We start from the raw sequence: 17,869 nt of genomic DNA on the forward strand, positions 1-17,869 counted from the left end.
TGTGGGCTTTTTCTCATTAAAAAGTATTAATCACTTTACAAGTAATATAGAATTAAAGATAACAAATATGCTTAGGGGAACAATTTTGAAAAAAATAACACGTAGTCGGGGGACTTCAATAGTTTTGCTCGGTCTTTTATATCTCGGGCTGACGCTTTTTATGCTGCTAACGATCAAGAGGAGCTTTGTTTGGAATGGGGACGATATTTACTATCAATTTCAACGAATGCAAAATATCATCTATTCGATCAGGGATGCGCATACGATACCTACGATATCGATCAACAACTTTGGTCTGATCGGCTATGGAATCAACATCTTCTATCCGTGGGTCACGTTGCTGCCATTCGCAATGATCTCGTTCTTGATAACTGATCCCGTTACTATATATTACGCAGGATTAGCGTTTTTCTTTTTTATTTCTTTTTTGATCAGTCATTATTCGATGAAGTCATTCTCACATTCTACCAAGCAGGCGATCATCTTCGCAGTAGTGTACAACTTCAGTACTTATCGCTTGAAGGGTGAGAGTATAACCGCACTTGTGACTGCTAGTTTTCAGAACACTAGCTATCGAGCTATTGAGGGTAATGTATATAATATTGGAACGATTTTGTTATTAACATTAGTTATCGGATTATTGTTCTACAAGCAATTCGAGAAGAAATATCGAATAATCTATTGGATTTCGATCGTGAGTTTCTTGCTGGCAACGAATACCTTCCCGTGGAGCTTATTGCAACATACCCCGATCCACGCTATTCAATTCCCATTTAGGATCTTGATGTTTACGACCTTGTTCACTAGTGTGATTGCTGCCAAGGTGATCGAGTTATCTGTTCAGAATTATAGTTTTAAAATTTGGTGGATAGTTGCAGGGATGTTTGTGGTTATCAATTGCAGTCTGTGGTCGCTGTCATTTAATAAGTCGATCGATCAGACACTGCTGTCTAGGGATGATCTAGTGATCACTAATGAAATGATCAATAAAGGCGAGATTCCTGATTCTTACTTGGAACAATACATTCCTAAGAAGTCTCAACAGTCGATTGCCCAGATAGAACAGCATGTAGCAATTGTCGATGGCAAGAAGCTGACAATGAAGCCTGCTATTACACCTGAAGGTAATCAGTATCAATTCGAGAATATCAAATCACAGACAGTTATCGATCTACCAGTAGCTTATTATCGTGGAACGATACTAAAAATAAACGGTGAAAAAGTCCCAGCTAGTCGAAGCAGTCGAGGAGGATTACGCTGGCAGGCAGATCATGCCTATACTAACGTGACGCTAACTACAAATTATGCGAATAGAACTGTCTATTTGAGTGTTGCCGTTATATCACTGTTAGCGTGGATCTACTTAGTAATACCAAATGATGTTTATAAATCCAAAAAAAATTAAATAATTCATGGATTAACCTTGAGGGATTGTCCTGAATCGACTATTATAAGAGTAGGCAGTTTGAACAAGCCATTAATAAAGAAGAGTAGCATAATAATGTTTCTGCGCTTTGTGAGTCCTGTTAATACAGGAATGTTACAAAATTGTTAGTTATAATACAGAAATATTACAAATGCTAACCTTTTTCAATTAATGGTTGATTCAAGAGCCGGAGTTTCATATAATGATTGTCAGTGGGATAGCCCACTGAACAAATTAAATAATAAATTCTTGTAGTCCAGGGGAGGATTAACATTGAAAAAATCTATTAAATATGCAGGAATCGCTGCTGCAACACTTCTAACTGTTGCCCCAGTTGCTGCTCCTGTTGTATCACAAGCTGCAGGCACAGAAGATACTACTACTGCTGCTGCTACTGCAAATGAAATCACAAACGATAATATTACTACTGCTGTAAATGCACTTAAGGGTGTTATGGTTAACACAACTTATGGTGATAACAGTACTAACGGTACATACCCAACTGCTTTGACAGACGCTCAATATGACACATATATGTCAGCTGCTGACTTCTTAGCATTAGGTATTACAAATGGTAGTATTTCAGCATCAAACTCAGCTGTTTTGGCTGACGAGAATGTTGATGCACAAGTTAAAGTTTATGCAGTTGATTCAAACAACAACAAGATCAACTCAAATGATTACACAACATTAGCTGCTGCTGTTGCTAAAGATAATGGTAGCATCAAGTATGCATACACAATTAAGTATGGTGACAAAGATGGTGATGCTCAAACACCACTAACAGGTACATTCACATTAACAAATGATAACAATTATTCAGAAGTTAAGGCATTGAATGTTTCATACACAAACCCACTTGATGTTGCATATGGTTCAAAGACTGTTGATACACAATTATCATCAACAATTGATGGTGTTGTTAAGGATCAAAATGGAAACACAATTGAATTAGATAACGATGCAACTACTACAAAAGCAGGTCTATTGTACAAGAACCTTAAAGCAGCTATCACAAATGACGAAAAAACTGATGTATATTCAGACTCAACATTTGGAAATGCTGATGTTACATATTACCAACCAGTTACAATCACACTTAAGTCTGGTAAGTTAGGCAACGATTCAGAAGGTAACGTAGTTACTGCTAAGAGTATCGTTGATAACTACCTTGCTGGTGAAGACAACTACTCTGTAACAGTTAATGGTGCAACAATGTCAGCTCAAACAGAAGCTTCATTGAATGCTACTGATGACAATACATTAACATTTGTTCGTGAAGTTAAAGTTTCACAAAATGCAAGCTGGACAACAGAAAAAGTTTCTGGTGTTGTTACAACAAAGAATGATGCTTCATACTATACACTACAAAACAATGATAACAAGACAATCACAAACCGTGCATTACAACCAAATACTGCATGGAAGACAAATGCCGTTCGTACAGATGCTAACGGCAACAAACAATATCGTGTTGCTACTGGTGAATGGATCGACGCTGATAGTGTAACATTTGTTAAAGATGGAGACACATCAACATCAACTGGTGCATTAACAGATATTACAAAGGTTGACGGCACTGCTACATTAGATGCTGGTAACTATGTATACTTCCTATACAACAAGGATGGTAAGGTTCTTACAAACCGTTCATTGATGCCTGGTACTGCATGGCACGTAATTAATACTGCTAAAGATGCAGAAGGTAATACATACTACCGTGTAGCTACAAACGAATGGCTACAACAAGGTACAGGTGTTAACTACTCAAATAACTAGTCTATGGTTAGTTTTTGATTTAAAGAATCCACTTTTGTGGATTCTTTTTTTTTGCTCTTTGTCAAATCGTATTGATGAGTGATTTTGAACTTAAAGGCATCTCCTTCTGGAGATGCTTTTTTTGATCTACGCCAAATGGTGTTGATAGGATTAAATCATGAGTGTTTTATTAGTAATGTGTCCCATTATGAATTTAGTTTGTCCCAAAACTTTACATAGTGTTTAAAATTTGATATTATGGCAACTGAGGTGAGTAAGTATGACATTGAAGAAGAAGGATATCATCGATTTAATAAGATTTCATTTTGAAAATAATGACATTCAATTTAGAAATACATCCATTAATATGGCAAGATATTTTGATTCTATTGGTGATAGCCAGCTGTCACAATATATTATAGGATTAATTTCTACAACAAATAATTTTGTTCCCCAAGGAACTGTATTTGAGAGTAAATTTCTAAGAAAAGTTGATGATGAAGAACCCTCACCATTACCACTGCCTAAATCTATTTCAGAAGATATACAAGGTGTAATCAATGCCGTCAATCACCATGTTGGAGTGAATAAATTTTTATTGGAAGGAGCTCCTGGTACTGGCAAGACAGAAACAGTTAAGCAGATAGCAAGGTTACTTAGAAGGCAACTTTATACCGTTGAACTTAGCCAGTTAGTGGATAGCAAGCTTGGACAAACACCTAAAAACATTGTCGAAGTCTTTAATGAGATAAATAAAGCTCCAAGACCTGATCGAATAATTGTGTTATTTGACGAATTCGATGCAATTGCATTGGATAGGATGAATGATAATGACTCTAGGGAAATGGGGAGGGTAACATCAACAGTTCTAAAAGAGTTAGATATTCTTAATCCGGAAATATTACTTATGGGAACGACAAATTTATATTCAAATTTTGACAGGGCAATTACTAGACGCTTTGATAAAGTGATAAGTTTTGATAGATATTCGGAGGATGACTTGGTTTCAATAGCAGTAAGTATACTGGAGAACCAACTAAAATTTTTTAAAGATGCAGGTAGGGATATGAAATTATTTAAGAAAATCGTAAAATTGATTAATCCTATACCAAGTCCAGGTGAATTAAAAAATGATATTAAAATTGCATTAGCATTTAGTGATCCTTCTAACAAGTATGACTATTTGAATAGATTATTAAAAGATGCCGTTAAAAAAAATGGGGATTTTGATTTATACGAATTGCATGATTTGGGATTTACACTTAGAGAAATGGAAATTCTAACGGGGATTTCAAAAAGCCAAATCTCTAGAGAATTAAGGGGATAATAGTATGAACGATATTTTAGAGTTAAAAGGTCAATTTACTCAAAAAGCAAATAGTGGTCGTCCGGGAGCTCCTAAGTTACCTGTCGGAAGTACCATATCTTCTGAAAAGATGAGAAAATTACTTGACGAGTTAAATGGACTACTTAAATATTGGAATAATAATAAGATCATACAAGGAGCCTTAATTAGTATTTTGTATATTAAAGTTGCAGCAAAAAGTAATCGTATTAGTAGGTTATTCTCTAATAAAGGTAAAATTCTTCCTAATGATACGGTTGTTGGGGCAAAGTTTAACAATTTTAACGATAAGAAGAAAATGAAACATATCATTACTCACTATATTCAATTGGATAACTTAAATAATTCGTTGATGGAATTGAATAAAGCCATCGATATTATGGATAATGAGTTTAACGGAAAAGTAGACAATGATACTTTTAATTCACCATTAACACATGAACAAATTGATTTTAAAAAATATGGTTTAGCAAAATCAAATTTTCAAAAAATAGTGGTTGACTCATACTTTGTGGAGAAATTTTATCTAGATAAAGATGTATCAGATGTGAAAGGAAAATCAATTATTTCGCTTTATGATACTAATACGAATGTAATAGATATGCTGAAAAGTATTGGTATTAATATTTCAGATAATAACATTATGAATGGAACTACTGTACTTTTGGATGAAAATAATTTAAGGATTCTGTTACAGAATGCTCCCTATTTAGTTGCAATGGCGACCGAAGACTTAACTAAGCTGGATCCTAGTGATTTTGACGTTGAGATGTCAAATAATGATATACCTGATATACCCGTTCCTGATAATGAACCTACTATTGGTGTTATAGATACGTTGTTTGATACAAATTCCTATTTTGCGGATTGGGTACAATATGATAAAAAAATTAATAGAAATATTTCAACAACCGATTCCGATTACTTCCATGGAACCGCTGTAACCTCAATAATTGTTGATGGACCAAACTTGAACCCAGATTTAGATGATGGATGTGGAAGATTCAAGGTAAGGCATTTTGGAGTTTCACTTGGAAAATCTTTCTCTTCTTTCAGCATAATTCAAAGTGTTAAAGAAATAGTCGCATCTAATCCTGACATAAATGTGTGGAATTTTTCATTGGGAGATAAGAAGGAAATAGAAAGAGATTTTATATCTGCCGAGGGAGCAATATTAGATCAAATACAGTTTGATTACGGTGTCATTTTTGTTATATCCGGCACTAATCTAAGTGATGCTACGACTAATATCATACGAATAGGTGCACCGGCTGATTCTATAAATTCTTTGGTAGTTAATTCGGTTGATAGAAGTGGTAATCCAGCAGATTATTCAAGAAAAGGTCCTGTTTTGTCGTTCTTTGTTAAGCCTGATGTTAGTTATTATGGAGGTACTGAAGATGAACCACTCTATGCATACTATGATTCTAGAGTTCGCCCAGTGAGTGGGACATCATTTGCAGCACCATGGATTGCTAGAAAACTATCTTATATGATAGATGTTATAGGAATTGATCGAGAAGTTGCTAAAGCATTGATAGTTGATGCGGCCATTGGCTGGAATAAAAAAAGAGACTCAGCAAATATATTGCTGGGCCATGGAATTGTACCGGTTAGAATTGAAAACATATTGAATTCCCCAAGTGACGAGATAAAATTTTTCATATCTGGAAAGTCAGAAAAATATAATACCTATGCTTATAATTTTCCGATTCCAACTTATAAAGATAAATATCCATTTCTGACTAAAGTTACAATGTGCTACTTTCCAAAATGCTCAAGAAACCAGGGTGTAGACTATACTAATACTGAATTGGATATTTATTTCGGAAGAATAAAGAATAATGGGGATATTGACAGTGTCGATAAGAACCGGCAAAGTCTTGATAATGAATTAGGGTATTTAACTGAGAAAGACGCACGTAAGATGTTTAAAAAATGGGATAATGTTAAACATATAAGTGATGTAATCAAAGATACCCCAGTGGCGCGTAAAGTTTATCATTCTAACGATGAAATGTGGGGCATGAGTATTAAGACCAAAGAAAGATTGCGTGCTGGAGATGGTGAAGATATAAAATTTGGAGTTGTAGTTACGTTAAAGGAAATAAATGGCACTAATAGGATTGAAGATTTTATACAAAAATTCAGCCTAAAAGGTTGGTTGGTCAATCGCATTGATGTAGATCAAAGAGTTAATATTTACCAAACCGTAAATGAAGACTTAGATGTTGATTGGAATAAGTAAGATTCAATTAATTGATTTTAGGGGGTGGTTTAATGCTGTAATTAATTTTAAATAAATTTAAAAACATATTAAAAATGAAAATAAAAAAGCGAAGTCTAGTGAACTCCGCAAGTAAATAGTATAGTTAACTTTTACATAATTATACTACTAGATAAATTAGGATAATTAAAGCCCTTTACCTAAATTTTACGTTTTTATTTTCATATTATAAATTAGTAATAAGGAGATAACGTAATGAATAAATATAAATATCATATTAATTCTGATAATTCAGATGATCTACTATATGTTGATTACAATTTGGTATTATCATGTAATGGCTTTGATGGTAAAGACGCACGATTGAATATTGATAACTTTATGGAATACAATGGCCGAAAATATGAATTAAATCAAAAAGAGACGGTTGTCCATAATTTTTCTAATCTATCCGAGAAAAGCTACTATCCTTGTCTAGGACATTCTAAAAATGGTAGTAATGGTCGAGGAATTGCAGACGATAAGTTCTTTGAGATTCTAGATTTATTCAAGGATAAGGGTGATATCATCAAACTATTACATGGAAATATTTTTTCACCGGTTTTTGTTTATGGTTATGGTCCCGATATGAATTCGGATTTACTGATTGTGTTGATGATAAAGCAAATTAGTGATTATACTGAATTAGTTGCAAACCAATATGGTTTGTCTACTCTTCAAAAAGAGACAAAGGCATGGAATTCCGAAACAGAAAAATGGGATAAAATATTGATAACAATCGCAAAATGCCCTGGTAAAAAAGAATTTCATTTAATAGTACCTGAAGAATTGCTTGTAAAAGAATTGCCATATTCAGCATCAAACTTTCTTTATAAGTTTTGGAGACCAAAATTTAATGCAATGAACGTCAAGAATGGTTTAGATGAAATGAATATTGGAGAATTTAAGAAATGGATAAGAAATCAAGGATATACCGATCATGATTATCTTATTAAAGTTATTCAAGATATAAGTTATGATGAGCTTATAGATTATTTAACAAGATCTGAGAAAATATCTCTCATTAATAGAAATAAACGTTTGAAGAAACTTGAAGATAATTCAAAGAAGAAAAATGATAATTAGCGTATTCAATGCTTTCTTTAAATATATGAAATTGTGTGAAAAATTATCCAATGTTGTTTTCGTAGTTTATATTAATAGTGTTGGTAGATCTAAATCACACTAGAAGTACATCAAATGATGTACTTCTTTTTATTCTTGAATCAATTGAATTCTTTAATATTATGATATAAATATGAATTGAATGATTTTTACATATTCTGTTAGATTTATAGTCTTTTAAATGGTTATATTCCCATTTATAATTGTTATTTATTTGTTCCACTTTTACCAATACCACTTATATTGCATATAATAATTAATTAAGCAATTATGATTTTTTGTTTACATTTAATTTAAAAAAACAAAAAAGATGTTGATGATTACTCACCAACATCAGAAATTTTGGTCTTCCTTTTACTATATGAAGTACTTGTTAATAAATGGTATGTTACTCAATGCCCAGACTAAGGCTAGACAGATAATGATTGCGATTGGGAACACTAGTAGATAATCAGTGGATCGATAATCCGTTGTACGAGATCGATCACGATTCCGTGTGACAGGTAGACGCCGTAAGTCAATGGAGCAATTGATTCAATGGGGCTTTGTAGTTTCATTGGATAATTATTCTCGAACTTCTTCAGGATCAAGAAGAGTGAACTTGCTAGAATTGGTAAGAGAATTGCGGTAGGGAATCCTGCCAGTGGTTTTTGTTGTAAGGAGTATCGACTGATCACATACATATTGATGATAGCCACTAGCATGCCAATACTGAAGACGCTTAGGTGTAGTTTTAACTTGATCTTATCATTGGCAAGGTTTGACAAGACATAACCTAAGATGAAGTAGCCGATCTTGTTAGATAGGAACATTAAGCCATTGCCATAGGCACTGAAGTAAGCACCGGTCGTATCGGGTAGTGAATTGACCATTCCCGGTAAGACGATATTGGTGATGTACCACAGGATCAAGATGTAATTAATCGTTGACTTATTGGTGTTATCGATGAATGCTTTGATAGCAGGTGACACTAGGTAGAATCCAATCAATGGATAGAGGAACCAGAATGCCATCAGTACTGGTTGATGATAGATCATTGCTACTTTTGTTACGATAGCGTGGAGATTGAGGCCTTCGTTGATCGTCTGGAAGAAGACAGCTGAGATAATCGTCCAGATCACGAAGGGTAGGATGATCCTGACTAATCGATGTTTGAATAAATACTTCAAGTCTTTGGTTCTGTTACTATTGAGAATTGTTGCCCCGCTGATCATGTAGAAGAGCGGCACGGCTATTTCAGTAACTGTTACTAAGATATTCGCGGGCGCCCACAGACTTGCCCTCGGTCCTGCAATCAGGATGTTGGCACATGAATGGGCGAAGACGACCGCCAACATGGCAACGACTCTGATTATATCAATATAGATGATCCTTTTACGTTTCATAAATTAGAGCCTCGATATATTTTTAGTATTATTCAATTATACAGTAATTTGGGTTTTGGTTAATCGAGCGGTGGAAGAATCTAATACTTTTTTACAAATCGGCAGCTTTGCCTTAATTTCTTGGATTTTCTTCATGAATATCATGTATAATTATTAATATTAAACATGGGGAATTTTTAGAAAGTATGAGAAATAAGAGGGTTATTTATATTGACGTGATCAGGGACGTGGCTATGTTGGCCGTGGTCTTTGTTCACACGTGTACTAATATGATAGTTTCGGGGCAAGGTTCTAGATTGTGGGCACCGGCTAATATTTTGGAGACGGTCTCGGAAGTAGCGGTACCGTTGTTCTATATGATCAGTGGGGTAACGATCCTGAACAGTTCTAGGACTAAGGATCTGAAGTATTTATTCAAGCATCGTCTAGTTAGGATCGGGGTGCCATTTGTGATTTGGACGATTATTTCGGCATTCTTCTTCCAGATAGTCGGTGACGGCTTCAAGTTGGATCTGATCTTGAAGAAGATTGCGATGATCTACAATCAGCCTGTGATCACGGCATATTGGTTCCTGTATCCATTGTTAGGGTTCTATTTGCTTTCGCCAGCTATCAAGACATTCGTGGACGGTGCTAATAAGTCGACGATCAACTATATCTTGATCTTGTGGTATATCACTAATATCGTTCTGTCAGGTATGGTCAATTCATTGCCTCCAGAAATGGGTACGTACTTCAATGCTTACGGCAATGGCTTGATGTTCCTATCTAATATGGGTGGTTACTTCATCTTGGGTTATAAATTATCTAATATTGCCAAAGAGAAGATCAACTTGAAGTTACACGTAAGTATCTTCAGTATTGGTATGTTAGTGGCTATCATCAATATGTACATCGTTGCTAGATATTCGTTACAACAGATGCCATTGTCAGGATTTCCAACTTCGATCTTGTTGCCGATCTTGGCCAGTTCATTGTTCTTGATCTTGAAGAAGTTTGAAGGTAAGTATCCGGTTAAAGTACAAGTAGTTGTAGAGTGGCTTGCTCCATTGACGTATGGTATTTACTTGATACACGGGATCGTGATTGCCCTAGCCCAGAGTATTGTCAATCCGATGAATTATATTGCGGTCTTTGGTATCTCGATAGTAGTATGTATTATTTCAGTTTGGATCATGAGTAAGATACCGCTGGTTAATAAGTATTTCATGTAAAGTTGATGTGGATTTCTCGATAGTTAATATTGAGAAATTTTTTATTTGTTTTGAGCATTTCAGGCATATTTCGCTAAGAATATATGTACAATATAATTATTATGGAGGTGAAACTTATGTATGATAGAGATAAAATTTTAGAAGTGGCTAAAGAGTATGGTTTACCGGTAACTGCTTCACCAGAAAATGAAGAATCAGCATTTGTTTCTCCAGATGGTTCTCGTCATGAAATATTGATAAGTAATTGTTTAAAAAAATAAAACTGCGATTATTTATTATTATTTTTGTTCAACAACGGTGCCAATATTTTCGCAAACTGGTATGATAAATACTAGTGAATGCGAGAGGAGAATAATCTGTATGTCACGTATTATTAAAAAAATAGGATTGATTTTGGCAACGCTTGTCATGGTTCTGGGTTCATTATCATTGATGAATGTTAAGACTGCTCAAGCTGCTGATGCGGCAGGTGAGACCAAGATAGTTATTGGTACAACTAAGGATGTTTCAGCATTGCCATTGTACATTGCTAAGCAAGCTAATTTGTTCCAAACAAATAACATTGAAGTTGAATTGAAGTCGTATGATTCAACTGCAGACTTAGACAATGCCATTACTGGTGGCGAAGTCAACGTTGCTGTCACAGATTTGGTAAATTATGCTTCATTCGCCAAGAAGGCTAACTGGAAGATCGGTAGTACAATGCCTGGTTACTACGGTTTAGCTGCTAACAAGAAGTATAAGAACGTTAAGAAGTTAAAGGGTAAGACCATTGCCGTTAATAAGAATGATGGTAGTAAGTATTATTTGAAGCAACTTCTTAAGAAGAACAAGATGAAGCTCAAGGACGTTAAGCTTAAGTACGTTGATCCTGAAGCAACTCGTGTGAGTGACTTGAAGGATGGATCAGTTGACGCTATTGTTGCTGCTGACCCATGGATCAGTGAAGCTAAGGCTAACGGTGCTAAGATTCTTAACAAGCAATCTTTGAAGAAGGATAACGGAAACGTATTGATCTTCTCTAAGGACTTCTTGAGTAAGAATGCTAGTTCAACTAGAATCTTGATCGACACTGCTAACCAAGGTATCAAAGCGTTCAATAAGAATGGTTTCGCTTGGACTTACAACATCTTAGCTGACTTCGGTACATCTGATAAGGCCCGTGGTTACTTGGGTAAGGAAGATGTTTCAATGAAGAAGGTTCATAAGGTTAAGAAGTCTGACTTCAACAAGGCCTTTAAGTATGCTAAGAGTCAGAAGTTGTACAAGGGTAAGATTAGTTTGAAGAAGTATCAAGTTAAGATTAAAAATGTTAAATAATATTGGTAGATTTTAATTAAAGTCTACGTCAAATAGTGTTGGTAGATCTAAATCACACCTGAAGCACATCTTTTGATGTGCTTCTTTTTAATTCTTAAATTGTGATAAAAAGTGTATTGATAATTACTAACAAACATCAGAAAATTTAGTCCTGCCTAGATCTGTACCACAATATATGGTATTTGCAATTTATTTGATATAAAACGTAATACATCAATCAAAATAAATACCATATTTTTAACTCTATAAGCTTTTTAAAGGACTTTTAGTCATATTTAGTAGGAATGGTGTTAATGGCTAAAAAAGTCTTATATGTCCAAAAAGTGTGTTTTGTAGCATTACTGTAACAACAACATATGGTATAATAAGAATATAAAAAAAGAGTCAAGTAAGTTGCAGCTTACTTGACTCGGAAATGCAGAAGTCAACAGGAATTGACCTCAGTATATGATAATATACTTGTCTACAAACCAATTATAACAAATTACTCTTGGGATTTAAATTCCTAACTGATTTTTTTGCATTTCCAGAAAGGAAATGCTTTAAATGAAAATTAAAAAAGCACATGTACGAAGTTTAAACGTTGATATGACGTTAGAGGAGCTAGTGAAAGCTGGTCCTAGTATCACTTTTAAAGGAAACTTAGAATGCCCCGTTTGTGGATGCTTACTGACATTTAGTAGTGAAACATCCAAGTCACATGCATATTTGCGAACTTATCGTGGAGAGCCACATAAACAGAATTGCAAAGACTATTTCAAAAGAGTTGAAAAAGAAGTTGAAATTGTTAACGGAGAGACTGAAAATTATCATTTATCTGATAATGAGAAGCGTAGTAAACATAGGCATATGTTTGATCTGATCGAAAATAACGGTGTAATGCCGCAAAAATCATCTCCAGATATTAACAAAGATAAGACTGAAAAAATTAGGGGCAAGAATACTAAGAAGAGTAAAAGAATTAAACTTGCTCCTACGACAAACAAGCACATTAAGTCAGTCTCAGAATCTGACATGAATGGTCAGAAACGAACCATTAGATTGCAGTATAAGTTCCCAGGTGATCTGGACAATAATTTTATTGGTGATACGTTGGAATTTGGTGGATTTTTAGAAGAAATTAAAATTTTACGTAATAACCGTATTGATTTTGTTATTGGTTTTAGGGGCAAATATCAAATCGTGAGTTTCTACGAGGATTATTTTGTTGGAGAATCCATTGGTGAATTTGATCGAATGAAACAATTGAAAGAGTATTTGGATTTTTCATCAAAGAAACCAGCTGTTTCTTTGATTATTGAAGTTAGACCATCTAGTAAAGATGGCAATTATGAAGCAATTATTCGTGAGAACTCTTCAATTGAAATTAATCATAGATCATTGTTTACTTATTTGGGATTAAATTTAGGAATCAAATAATAATAGGCGTCATCAGAAGTATTCGTAAAGAAGAATACCTCTGATGACGTTTTTTAATGTTTAAAACTAGTAAGCTTATGGCATATGATTTCATCTCTATGTAATATAACGCTTTTTATTAATCTGATTTGAGTTAAATAATGTATAATTAAAATGATGGATTTCACAAAAAATAATTGGGAGTTTAAGAATTATAATGAAAATTAAAATATCAGAAATTCAAATAGAAAACTTTCGAGCAATAAAGAATAGTAAGATCAAATTAGGAGATAACAATGTACTTTTGGGTAAGAATAATATTGGTAAAACTAGCTTATTAGATGTGTTTTCAGCATTTGATAATCATCTTAAAATAACAGATGTGAATATCGAACTTTTGCAAAAAATCATGATAAATAAAAATAATCCTGAAAGAATCGAAAAAAATGATTGCATGTGTTTAAAGGTTGCCTACGAATGGAAGGATTTAAATTCTGATTATTGGTCATTATTAAGTTCAATCTCAAGTAGTGGTAAGACTGTGGTCTTAATAAAGTATTCTATCCCTAGTGAGAATTATTCGATGTTAAAAGAAATTGATAATGTTAATGATTTAATAAATCTATTTGAACGTCAAGCTTGGATTGGATCTGAAGACGATGCATTGAAGAATAGACTTACACCACTTCCATCGAAAGTTCCATTAAAAAAATATTTACCATTGCCAAAATCTGACATTGATTATGTTCAAAAGGGGGAATTACTTTTATGTCCGATTATGGCATTTAGATATGTAGATTCTGGAAAGAATAGTAATGATGAGGCCACGGCTAATCAATTTTCAACAAAAATATCTAGTATGATTTCTGAAGTTGATGATGTAAAGGAAACATTCGAGAAGATACAAAAAGAAATAGATGACAAAGTGGCACCTAGAATGAAGTCTTTTCAAGATGAACTAAAAGATTTTGCCTATCCACGAAATCCTAAGAATCCATTGGAAGCAATTCTAACAGTTGATGAATGGATGCGTAATCCTAAAGTTAGAATTGCACAGAAATTTGATGATTTAGCAGGGTTCGAATTACCATTGAGATCACAAGGATTAGGATATCAAAATATTTATAATATTGTTGCGAGAATTTCGGCTCTGTTTTCCAAAATGCAAAAGAACGATATGCATAATCCAACATTATTTGCCATCGAGGAGCCAGAGGCTTTTACTCATCCACAATTACAACATATATTTATTCAACAGATATCTAGGTTCATTAAAAAGGAGGCTACTAAGTTAAAAATACCTTATCAATTATTAGTAATATCACATTCATCTGAAATTGCTACTTCAGCGTTTGAAAATAAATTTCAATTGATAATTGGACGTAGGGAGAATCAATCTACTCACTTTATTAATTGGGATTCTATAGGTGCTAATAATTCCAAATCTCGTGATAAATTGAAAAAGCTTATTATCAATTACAATGCAGAAATGTTATTTGCTGATAAGTTGATTGCTTATGAGGGAAACTCTGAAAGATTGATATTAATATCAATTATAAGAAATAGTGTTCCAAATCTTCTAAGTGAAAAGATAGCATTTATACCTGTGGGTACAGCATTTAATTCTATAAAAGATGCACTTGTTGATCTCCATTATGAAAAAATCTTACTTATAACAGATATAGATTTTAAAATGGATGGACAAAGTGGTGAACCTAATGATTCTTTAAAAGTTAAAACTACTAATGGCAATTTAAAATATCTAAGAGATAATGAAAATGATAAGTCATTGTCAGATTACTTTAAAGAGAGAATTGATGCGATAACCAAGAGTTATACTTTGACTTCTGATGATACCAATTATGAATCGATTAATAATAATAAATTCATGATTACCACTCAGGGTTTTAATTCAAGATATAATTTTTGGCCACGGACTTTAGAAAGTGCGTTAGTTGCAGATAGTGATATAAATAAAAAAATGTATTTAAATTCGGACTTGGTAAATGAAAATATTGAAACTACTTTGTCAGAAAATCCTTATAAAATCAATCTTGTTGAAAAAGAGTTACTAAAGTCAGGTAAAGGGAAAGCCGATTTTGCACTAGAAAGTTTAAACTTGATTTCAGAAGATGGTTATACAGTTCCTAAATATATTTTGAAAGGTCTGGAATGGCTTGATGATGGAGAATGATGTAAGTTATTTAAATTTAAAGGAAGGAATTTATGAGGTGCGTGGCGCCGCAGGGGCAGGAAAAACAACTAAATTAGTTGGTGATATAAAAAAATTAAATTCATTAAAAAAACATGTCGCAGTTATAAGTTACTCTAACGCTGCGATTGATGAACTAAGATCTAGAATTGGTAATATTGATGTACTGTTGTCAACTATACATTCTTTTTGTTGGAAGATACTTAGACCAATTTCTATGAGTGTTTTAAATGAATGGAAAAAATCAACTGAGTTTATACCCGATGCATTAGTAGACTGTGAGATAAGTGCACTGAATGATGTCACAACAATTAAATATGGTGAAATTGGACACGCTAATTTTAATAAAAATAGTGGTGAACTGTGGTTATCACATGATGATGTCATAAAATTATTTATTTTTTCTTTGGACAATATTCATAATTTTCCAAATATTATTGCTGGTTCATTTGATTATATTCTTATTGATGAATATCAGGATACAAATGGTGATTTTCTTAGGGAGGTATTTGATAATCTTTCAAAATCACTAGTTGTTGGTATATATGGAGATCCTTGTCAATCAGTATATCTTAATAAGAATATTGATCCCATAAATATTGAAGAAGAGAAAGACAAACATAATATATTTCAGAAAAAATTAAATAGTAATTTTCGTTCAAAAAAAAACTTGGTCGATTTATTTAATAAAACAAGAGAGAGCTTTGATGGTATAAGGCAGCAAGAATCTGATAAAACCATTGGTAATATAAGTGTTTTTATCAGACACGGTCGATTGCTAGAAGGAAATGTAAAGGCCATAGCTAATCAAAAAGACTTTAAGAATCCGGTTATTCTTTCGCTTACAAATAGATTGCGCACCGATATTGCTGGATTTAGTGATATTGCTAATAAACTTAGAAATTGTGGTTCTGGCAGGAGACCACTTGATTGGACTCAAGTGTTAAGATTGGATCAATTGAATGGTAATGTTAAGACTATTTGGAATTATAGTACTATATTTTATGGTAGTGATTATGAAACTGTAAGTGCTTTATTTTCGATATTTTCTAAAGATTCCATAAAAAATGTATCATTAATATCGATTAAAAACCTTATAGAAAGTCAAAAGGATAGAGAACGATCTGATATAAATGAATTTTTGGAACTTGGATTAAAATTAAATCCTGAATTGAAAAATATAAAATCACTAATAAAGAAATTTACAAATAGTGATTCAAATAGAGTGTACGATTTTTATGATTCATTAGAGGATATTAATACTAATAATATGACCATTTTTTCTGCAAAAGGAAGGGAATTTGACGATGTGATTTTAAATATTGATTATGGATTCTATCATGATAGAAATTGGGATTTCATTAATTTCAATCATAATGAAAATGATAAAAAAAATATAGAATCAGATATCATGTTTTATTTGTTTTATGTGGGTATAACAAGAGCTAAATCAAATCTAGCCATCTACATAAATACAAAAAGTAATTGTATGTTTTTACAAAAATTTAAAGAAAAATTTAAGGGATTAAATTATATAGAATTATAAATTTCATAATTTTAATGTTAATTAGACTCTGATATGACACTTTTAATTATCATTGATTCTCTATCTCCAACTTTATCCATCAATCTTGATTTTTTTAGCATATCGATTATATATTTTTCATCTATTTGTATTAATGTATAAATCAAATATTTATATTCTTCTTCAGATATTTTGGTATTCCTTGAATTCAGTGAGTTAAGTGTAATTTGATTCAATTCGCGTTCTACAAAATTATAAATGTTATTTTCCCAGGAAGTAATAATTATTTCATCCTGTTCAAGCACGTATAATGAGTACTTAATTGCTTTCTATCTAAAATAAAAATCATTATTGAAAAGTGAATTTTTGATATTTAGATATTTATTATCCTGATTAAGGATTGAATTGATAGATAACCAGTAATCAATATTGGTAATGGCACTATTAAATATTAAATTTGGAAACAATATGCTTTTTTTGTCTGCAGAATAGTTATCCTTTTCGAACGATATAGTGTAATCAATTAGTAAATTGTTACTAGAAATTTTTGATAGCACACGAATGGACTTTTCATATAATTCCAATTGACAATAATAATCAGTCGATGAAGAAAATCTAACTTTAGATTCTAATAAATTCCACAAAGAAATGTATAAATGCTTAATATATTGACCGTTCATAAAACACAATCTCAGTGTGCATATTTTTACTCTTAGAATATTTAGATTTTTTTTGTTGTCTTTTTGTGACGGAATTGAATATTTTTTACATAATTCTAAACTTATTTCACTGTATATATTAATTAATAGATCTTCAAAATCCTCTTCAGGAGATATATTTCGAAGGAAATTTTGTGAATAATTCGTTAATTTACCTTTATACGAGAATAAATCAG

General features: G+C 32.7%; 12 protein-coding genes. 11 read left to right on the forward strand and 1 reads right to left on the reverse strand.

Annotation, left to right across the window (positions count from 1 at the left end; all coding sequences use genetic code 11):
* Nucleotides 1-85: 85 nt before the first annotated feature.
* The 5 genes from U8519_RS07285 to U8519_RS07305 all read left to right on the forward strand — a co-directional run bounded on the left by U8519_RS07285 (nucleotide 86) and on the right by U8519_RS07305 (nucleotide 7,881).
* Complete coding sequence (locus U8519_RS07285) at nucleotides 86-1,405, forward strand: hypothetical protein (protein ID WP_334329659.1); 1,320 nt, start codon at nucleotides 86-88, stop codon at nucleotides 1,403-1,405.
* A 294-nt stretch (nucleotides 1,406-1,699) separates the two neighbouring features.
* Nucleotides 1,700-3,205 (forward strand): SLAP domain-containing protein, encoded by a 1,506-nt coding sequence (locus U8519_RS07290; RefSeq protein WP_334329660.1) that lies wholly within the window; start codon nucleotides 1,700-1,702, stop codon nucleotides 3,203-3,205.
* 265 nt (nucleotides 3,206-3,470) lie between these two features.
* On the forward strand, nucleotides 3,471-4,511 hold the full coding sequence (locus U8519_RS07295; RefSeq protein ID WP_334329889.1) for an AAA family ATPase: 1,041 nt from the start codon (nucleotides 3,471-3,473) through the stop codon (nucleotides 4,509-4,511).
* A gap of 4 nt (nucleotides 4,512-4,515) precedes the next feature.
* Complete coding sequence (locus U8519_RS07300; RefSeq protein ID WP_334329661.1) at nucleotides 4,516-6,777, forward strand: S8 family peptidase; 2,262 nt, start codon at nucleotides 4,516-4,518, stop codon at nucleotides 6,775-6,777.
* 234 nt (nucleotides 6,778-7,011) lie between these two features.
* On the forward strand, nucleotides 7,012-7,881 hold the full coding sequence (locus U8519_RS07305; RefSeq protein WP_334329662.1) for a hypothetical protein: 870 nt from the start codon (nucleotides 7,012-7,014) through the stop codon (nucleotides 7,879-7,881).
* Between the two features lie 479 nt (nucleotides 7,882-8,360).
* On the opposite strand, the gene U8519_RS07310 is transcribed toward U8519_RS07305, so the two are convergent.
* Entirely contained in the window at nucleotides 8,361-9,305 is a 945-nt protein-coding gene (locus tag U8519_RS07310) for an acyltransferase (RefSeq protein WP_334329663.1), read from the reverse strand.
* Between the two features lie 185 nt (nucleotides 9,306-9,490).
* Here U8519_RS07310 and U8519_RS07315 point away from each other — a divergent pair, with 185 nt between their 5' ends.
* The 6 genes from U8519_RS07315 to U8519_RS07340 all read left to right on the forward strand — a co-directional run bounded on the left by U8519_RS07315 (nucleotide 9,491) and on the right by U8519_RS07340 (nucleotide 16,995).
* Entirely contained in the window at nucleotides 9,491-10,519 is a 1,029-nt protein-coding gene (locus U8519_RS07315; RefSeq protein ID WP_334329664.1) for an acyltransferase, read from the forward strand.
* A 116-nt stretch (nucleotides 10,520-10,635) separates the two neighbouring features.
* Nucleotides 10,636-10,779: a hypothetical protein gene (locus U8519_RS07320; RefSeq protein WP_334329665.1), complete on the forward strand. Its 144-nt coding sequence runs from the start codon at nucleotides 10,636-10,638 to the stop codon at nucleotides 10,777-10,779.
* 100 nt (nucleotides 10,780-10,879) lie between these two features.
* Nucleotides 10,880-11,839, forward strand: coding sequence for an ABC transporter substrate-binding protein (locus tag U8519_RS07325; protein WP_334329666.1), 960 nt, complete (start codon nucleotides 10,880-10,882; stop codon nucleotides 11,837-11,839).
* Between the two features lie 546 nt (nucleotides 11,840-12,385).
* Nucleotides 12,386-13,258, forward strand: coding sequence for a hypothetical protein (locus U8519_RS07330; RefSeq protein ID WP_334329667.1), 873 nt, complete (start codon nucleotides 12,386-12,388; stop codon nucleotides 13,256-13,258).
* A gap of 196 nt (nucleotides 13,259-13,454) precedes the next feature.
* Entirely contained in the window at nucleotides 13,455-15,431 is a 1,977-nt protein-coding gene (locus U8519_RS07335; RefSeq protein WP_334329668.1) for an ATP-dependent nuclease, read from the forward strand.
* A complete protein-coding gene (locus U8519_RS07340) occupies nucleotides 15,418-16,995 on the forward strand; it encodes a UvrD-helicase domain-containing protein (protein WP_334329669.1) in 1,578 nt (525 codons plus the stop codon). The genes U8519_RS07335 and U8519_RS07340 overlap by 14 nt, the downstream gene beginning before the upstream one ends.
* Nucleotides 16,996-17,869 lie beyond the last annotated feature (874 nt).

The organism is Companilactobacillus sp. HBUAS59699 (assembly GCF_036913575.1).
Taxonomy (GTDB): domain Bacteria; phylum Bacillota; class Bacilli; order Lactobacillales; family Lactobacillaceae; genus Companilactobacillus.

Bases quoted from the DNA above. Each gene is read 5' to 3' on its own strand.
- U8519_RS07330 (WP_334329667.1), top strand. From the start codon at position 12,386: ATGAAAATTAAAAAAGCACATGTACGAAGTTTAAACGTTGATATGACG.
- U8519_RS07340 (WP_334329669.1), top strand. From the start codon at position 15,418: ATGATGGAGAATGATGTAAGTTATTTAAATTTAAAGGAAGGAATTTAT.
- U8519_RS07305 (WP_334329662.1), top strand. From the start codon at position 7,012: ATGAATAAATATAAATATCATATTAATTCTGATAATTCAGATGATCTA.
- U8519_RS07325 (WP_334329666.1), top strand. From the start codon at position 10,880: ATGTCACGTATTATTAAAAAAATAGGATTGATTTTGGCAACGCTTGTC.
- U8519_RS07300 (WP_334329661.1), top strand. From the start codon at position 4,516: ATGAACGATATTTTAGAGTTAAAAGGTCAATTTACTCAAAAAGCAAAT.
- U8519_RS07315 (WP_334329664.1), top strand. From the start codon at position 9,491: ATGAGAAATAAGAGGGTTATTTATATTGACGTGATCAGGGACGTGGCT.
- U8519_RS07310 (WP_334329663.1), bottom strand. From the start codon at position 9,305: ATGAAACGTAAAAGGATCATCTATATTGATATAATCAGAGTCGTTGCC.
- U8519_RS07320 (WP_334329665.1), top strand. From the start codon at position 10,636: ATGTATGATAGAGATAAAATTTTAGAAGTGGCTAAAGAGTATGGTTTA.
- U8519_RS07335 (WP_334329668.1), top strand. From the start codon at position 13,455: ATGAAAATTAAAATATCAGAAATTCAAATAGAAAACTTTCGAGCAATA.